We start from the raw sequence: 5,579 nt of genomic DNA on the forward strand, positions 1-5,579 counted from the left end.
GCGCCCCCCTCACCCCGCCCCTTCCTCACTGCTTGAGACACCGCGACGACCCGCGTCGCGTGGGTCCGCGCGTGGCCGGGGTGCGTCAATCCCTTCTGATTGGGCTGTTTCAGCCTGTTTCACGTTGCTCTCCGCCTTGACGGGGCCGTCTTGAATTCCACAGGATGCGCCGCCAACCCACCAGGTCAGGACGAAAGACTCCGGACCGGAGGTGGGGGGTTTTCACCGTGCAATCCAGAGCCAGGCAGGGCCCGAAACCGGGCCAGGGGCGCACGGGGCGGCGTTCACGCAGGGCGGGCCCGGGCCCGCGAATCGGAGCGGAACATGCGTTGGAAGAAGTTGGCCCCCGTCGTCCTGTCGTTGTGCTGCGTCACCGCCTCCGCGCAGGAAGCGCGCGAGCGCGAGGTCTACATCACCCTGGGTTCGGAGGCGCTGGACTCGCTGCGCACGTCGTTCCGCGCGTCGGGAGAGACGGTGCCCACGCTGGTGCGCGAGGCGAACGGCGTGAGCGTGCTCAAGCTGCGCGAGGGACAGCTGGGCGATGTGTCGCGGCTGATGCACGACCAGTACAACCGCTGCGCGGGCTTCATGACCCATGAGACGCAGGAGGCGGCGCTGGCGGCGCTGGAGCCCGCGCAGCCGTCGCTGACGCAGACGCTGGTGAGCTACACGCTGGACAACGCGGCGGTCGTCAACACGCTGTTCTCCGGCCTCCAGGAGGCCAGCCTGCGCAGCACCATCACGAGCCTGTCCAGCTACACGAACCGCTACTACAACGGTTCGACCAGCGCCGTGCAGGCGTCCAACTGGCTCAGGGACACGTGGGCGGCCTACGCCGCGAACGCGAACCGCGACGACGTGACGGTGGCGCTCTACACGCACAGCAGCTGGAGCCAGCCCTCCGTCATCGCCACCATCACGGGCACCGTCACCCCCAACGAGGTGGTGGTGATTGGCGGCCACCTGGACTCCATCAACATCAACGTGGGCTCGTCGAGCCGTCCCACGGCGACGGCGCCGGGCGCGGATGACGACGCCTCCGGCGTGGCCACGCTCTCCGAGGTGTTCCGCGTCGCGATGGCCAAGGGCTACAAGCCGGCGCGCACGGTGAAGTTCATGGCGTACGCGGCGGAGGAGGTGGGCCTGCTGGGCTCGCAGGCCATCGCGCAGGCGCACAAGGCGAGTCCCTCCACGCTCGGCACCGTGGTGGGCGTCCTCCAGTTGGACATGACCAACTACCGGGGCTCCACGGTGGAGGTGACGCTCGTCACCGACAACACCAACGCGGCGCAGAACGCGTTCCTGGGCAACCTCATCGACACGTACACGGGCTACACGCGCTCCAACATCACCTGCGGCTACGGCTGCTCGGACCACGCGTCGTGGAACGCCCAGGGCTACCCGGCGTCCATCCCGTTCGAGGCGCTGATGAACCAGGACAACCCCTACATCCACACGGCCAACGACACGCTGGCCAACAGCACCGGCGGCAACGCGACCAACGCGCTGAAGTTCGCGCGCATCGCGGCGGCGTACCTGGCGGAGCTGGGCAAGGGCACCATCCCGGGCCTGCCCACGGACACCACGGACCCCACCGTTTCGCTCAGCTCGCCGGCCAGCGGCGCGACGGTGACGGGCACCGTGTCCATCGCCGCGACGGCCACCGACAACGTGGGCGTCAGCAAGGTGGAGTTCCTGGTGGATGGCGCGCTGAAGGGCACGTCCTTCGCCTCGCCCTACAGCTTCGCGTGGGACAGCCGCACGGTGGCCAACGGCAGCCACACCGTGGCGGCGAAGGCCTCCGACAGCGCGGGCAACTCCGCCACCACGACCGCCCGGACGGTGACGGTGTCCAACGTGTCCACGTCCGGCACCTATGACAGCACGCTCAAGACGGTGCGCTGCAGCGCGGTGGCCGCCACGTGCGACAGCGGCACGGCCTTCACCGGCCGCGGCACGCGCGGGCCGGAGCTGAGCTACCCCAACACGCTGCGCGGCACCTGCGCCGACGGCAGCGGCGGCACCTTCCACAGCGACGAGTCCATGGACGCCCTCAAGGTGTCCACCGTGGACGGCACGCCCTTCGCTCCGGGCAAGCAGGTGAAGGTGGAGGCCACGGTGTGGGCCTACGCCAACCCCGCGTCGGACCGGCTGGAGCTGTTCTACACGGCCAACGCCACCGCGACGACGCCCGTCTGGACGCAGATTGGCACCAGCCTCACCCCGACGGCCGCGGGCGCCGTGACGCTGTCGGCCACGTACACGCTGCCCTCCGGCACCAACCAGGCCGTGCGCGCGCAGTTCCGCTACGGCAGCAGCAGCACCACCAGCCCGTGCGTCTCCAACGAGTACAACGACCGCGACGACCTGGTGTTCGCCGTCGGGCAGTGATGCACCCGCGCTGAGTTGAAGCGCACGCAGCACCTGAAGGGGTCCCGGGCAGCACGCCCTGGGGCCCCTTCTTCGTTGCCGTCAGGCGGCCTTCAGCCCCTCCAGGGGAAGCTCCACCACGAAGGTCGCGCCCGCGCCCGGCGCGCTGTCCACGCTGATGCGGCCGCCGTGCGCCTCCACCACCTGCCGGGCAATCCAGAGCCCCAGGCCCAGGCCCCCGTAGTTGCGGCCGGGCACCGCGCGCTCGAAGCGCTCGAAGATGCGCGCCCGGTCCTCCGCGCTGATGCCAATGCCCTCGTCGCGCACGGTGACGCGCGCGGTGCCTTCCTGGGCGGCCACGCGCACCTCGATGGGGCGGCCCTGGCCGTACTTCGCCGCGTTCGCCAGCAGGTTCGTCACCACCTGGTCGATGCGCAGCCGGTCATACCGGCCGACGAGCGGCGCGGCCGCCTCCAGCGTCACCTTCACGCCCAGCCGCTCCACCTCGTCGCGCAGCCGCGCCACGGCGTCCCCCACCACGGTGGTGAGGTCCACGTCGTTGAGGTCCAACGCCAGCCGGCCCGTGGTGAGCTGCGACACGTCCAGCAGCGTCTCCATCAGCGCGTGCAGCCGCTGCACCTGCCGGCCCGCGGATGCGAGCGGGCTCTGCACGCGGTTGCGGGCCTCGTCGCCCAGCCCGCGCTCCAGCCGCTCCAGGTGCAGGCGGAAGGCGGCCAGCGGCGTCTTGAGCTCGTGGCTCGCCACCGCGAGGAAGTCGTCGCGGGCCTGGAGGCGCTCGCGCAGCGAGGCGGCGACCAGCTCCTGTCGCAGGGAGTCACGCCGCATCCTGGCCAGCTCCAGCATGGAGCGCACGCGCGCCACCAGCTCCCGCGCGCTGAAGGGCTTCACCAGGTAGTCGTCCGCGCCCGCCTCCAGCCCCTCCACCGCGGCCTCCTCACCCGCGCGCGCGGACAGCATCACCACCGGGATGGCGCGCGTGGCGGGCGACTCGCGCAGCGCGCGCAGCAGGCCGAAGCCGCCCAGCCGGGGCATCATCACGTCGGTCAGCACCAGGTCCGGCGGGTTCGCGCGCGCGGCGTCCAGCGCGGACTGCCCGTCCGCCGCCAGCATCACGTCGAACGACGGGGACAGCACGCGCGCCACGTACTCGCGCATGTCCACGTTGTCGTCCGCCACCAGCACGCGCTGCCGGGGGGCCTCCGCGCCCGACTTCATGCCCGACTCCGCGCCCACGCCGGGGACGGACACCGTCGTCACCGGGGGCTCCGGCTCCACGTCCGCCCAGCGCTCGACCTCCTGGAGGAACGGGCGCGCGCCCTGGGAGGGGGGCTCCTCTTCGCGTGGCGCGAGGATGCGCTCGGACGGCAGGTGCCCCAGGCCCCGGGGGAGGTGGACCGTGAAGGTGGTGCCCTCGCCCTCGCGGCTCTCCACCCGCACGTCGCCGCCGTGCAGCGCCACCAGCTCGCGCACCAGCGCCAGCCCGATGCCGGTGCCCTCGTGGGTGCGGCTTCGCGCGTTGCGCACGCGGTGGAAGCGCTCGAAGAGGTGGGGCAGCTCCCCGGCCGGGATGCCCGTGCCGGTGTCGGAGACGCGGAGGACGACGTCGCCGTCGCCGGCCGTCAGCCGCACGGCGATGCTGCCCGCGAAGGTGAACTTGAGCGCGTTGGAGAGCAGGTTGAAGACAACCTTCTCCCACATGCGCGGATCCACGTAGACGGGCTCCGGCAGCGGGGCGCAGTCCACCGTGAAGCCAAGGCCCGTGCGCTCCACCGCGGAGCGGAAGTTGCTCGCCAGGTCCTGCGTGAGGGCGGCCAGGTCGATGGGCTCGAAGCGGGAGTCGCTGCGGCCCGCCTCCAGCCGGCTGAAGTCCAGCAGCGTGTTCACCAGCCGCAGCAGGCGGCCCGCGTTGCGGTGGACGACCTCCAGGTCGCGCCGCGCGGCTTCCGTCACCTGGGCCTGCGCGAGCACGTCCTCCAGCGGGCCCATCATCAGCGTGAGCGGCGTGCGGAACTCGTGGGAGATGTTGTGGAAGAAGGCCGTCTTCGCCCGGTCCAGCTCCGCGAGCTGTTCGGCGCGCTGCCGCTCCTCCTCGTAGGCCCGCGCGTTGCGCAGCGCCACCGCCACCTGCGCGGCCAGCAGCTCGAAGAAGGACGCGGAGCCCTCGTCGAAGGCCCGGTTGGGGGACAGCCCCGTGACGAGCACGCCCAGCGGCGCGGACGAGCCCGCGCCAGCGAGAGGCTGGAGCAGGAGCGAACCCACCGCGTCCCCGAAGGGGCCCCCGCGCAGCGACAGCAGGGCCTCCAGCCCGTCCCGCCGCACCGGCCCGCCCTCGAGCGCGCGCAGGAACGGCGCCGCCTCCGGCAGCGCGGGATCCAACGCGACGGACTCCGGGCTCAGCGGCCCTCCGGGCGCCACGCCCACGGAGCCAGAGAGCGTCAGCGTCCGGCCCTCCGCCGAGCGCAGGTAGAGCAGCGCGAAGGGCACGTCCAGCGGGTGCTCGGCCATGGCGGACATCAGGTCGCGGCACGTCTTCGTCACGCTGCGCGTGTCCGACGCGCGAGCGGACAGGTCGCGCAACAGCCGCATGCGCCGGCCGCTCAGCACCTGCTGCGTCACCTCGGCGCACACCGCGAGCATGCCGCCAATGGCGCCCGTGTCGTCGTAGGCGGGCGCGTGGCTGACGTCGAAGTAGGACTCCTCGCGGTAGCCGCTGCGCTCCAGGAGCAGCATCAGTGCGGGCACCCAGCTGGCGGCGCCCGTCGTCATGGCCTCCATCACCAGCGGCCCCAGCGCGTCCCACGCCTCCGCCAGCGTGCCCCGGATGTCCGTGCCCAGCGCGCCCGGGTGCTTGTCGCCAATCACCGCCGAATAGGCGTCGTTGTAGAACTGGCTCAGCTGGGGCCCCCACGTGAGGATCATGGGGTAGCGCGACCCGAGCAGCGTCTTCACGAGCACCTTGAGGCTCGTGGGCCAGGAGGCCACAGGGCCCACCGGCGTCGAGGCCCAGTCATGCGCGCGCACGAGCGCATGCATCTGGCTGCTCCCGGTGAACAGGGCCTCGGGCGCTGGGGGGACGTCCTGACTCATCTCAGCGCGGCTCCTGGGTCACGTGAAACATTCCCTATGCCGGGCCTCAATCGCTTCCCACTGGAAAAATGCCCGGCTGTCCGCGAAGGACCACCCCACCC

At 71.8% G+C, this 5,579-nt stretch carries 2 protein-coding genes; one reads left to right on the forward strand and one right to left on the reverse strand.

Features of this window, described 5'->3' with window-relative positions; translation table 11 throughout:
• The first annotated feature begins 324 nt into the window (after window positions 1-324).
• The gene (locus tag D7V93_RS36635; RefSeq protein WP_120647769.1) at window positions 325-2,391 is read left to right on the forward strand and encodes a M20/M25/M40 family metallo-hydrolase; all 2,067 of its coding nucleotides are present in this window, start codon (window positions 325-327) and stop codon (window positions 2,389-2,391) included.
• A gap of 81 nt (window positions 2,392-2,472) precedes the next feature.
• On the opposite strand, the gene D7V93_RS36640 is transcribed toward D7V93_RS36635, so the two are convergent.
• Window positions 2,473-5,478 carry a hybrid sensor histidine kinase/response regulator gene (locus D7V93_RS36640; RefSeq protein WP_120647770.1) on the reverse strand — a complete coding sequence of 1,002 codons (3,006 nt, stop codon included), beginning with the start codon at window positions 5,476-5,478 and terminating at the stop codon, window positions 2,473-2,475.
• Between the last annotated feature and the right edge of the window lie 101 nt (window positions 5,479-5,579).

Origin of the sequence: Corallococcus llansteffanensis (assembly GCF_003612055.1) — a bacterium.
In the GTDB taxonomy this organism is placed as follows: Bacteria; Myxococcota; Myxococcia; order Myxococcales; family Myxococcaceae; genus Corallococcus; species Corallococcus llansteffanensis.

Coding starts and splice junctions, on each gene's coding strand:
- D7V93_RS36640 (WP_120647770.1), bottom strand. CDS start 5,478: ATGAGTCAGGACGTCCCCCCAGCGCCCGAGGCCCTGTTCACCGGGAGC.
- D7V93_RS36635 (WP_120647769.1), top strand. CDS start 325: ATGCGTTGGAAGAAGTTGGCCCCCGTCGTCCTGTCGTTGTGCTGCGTC.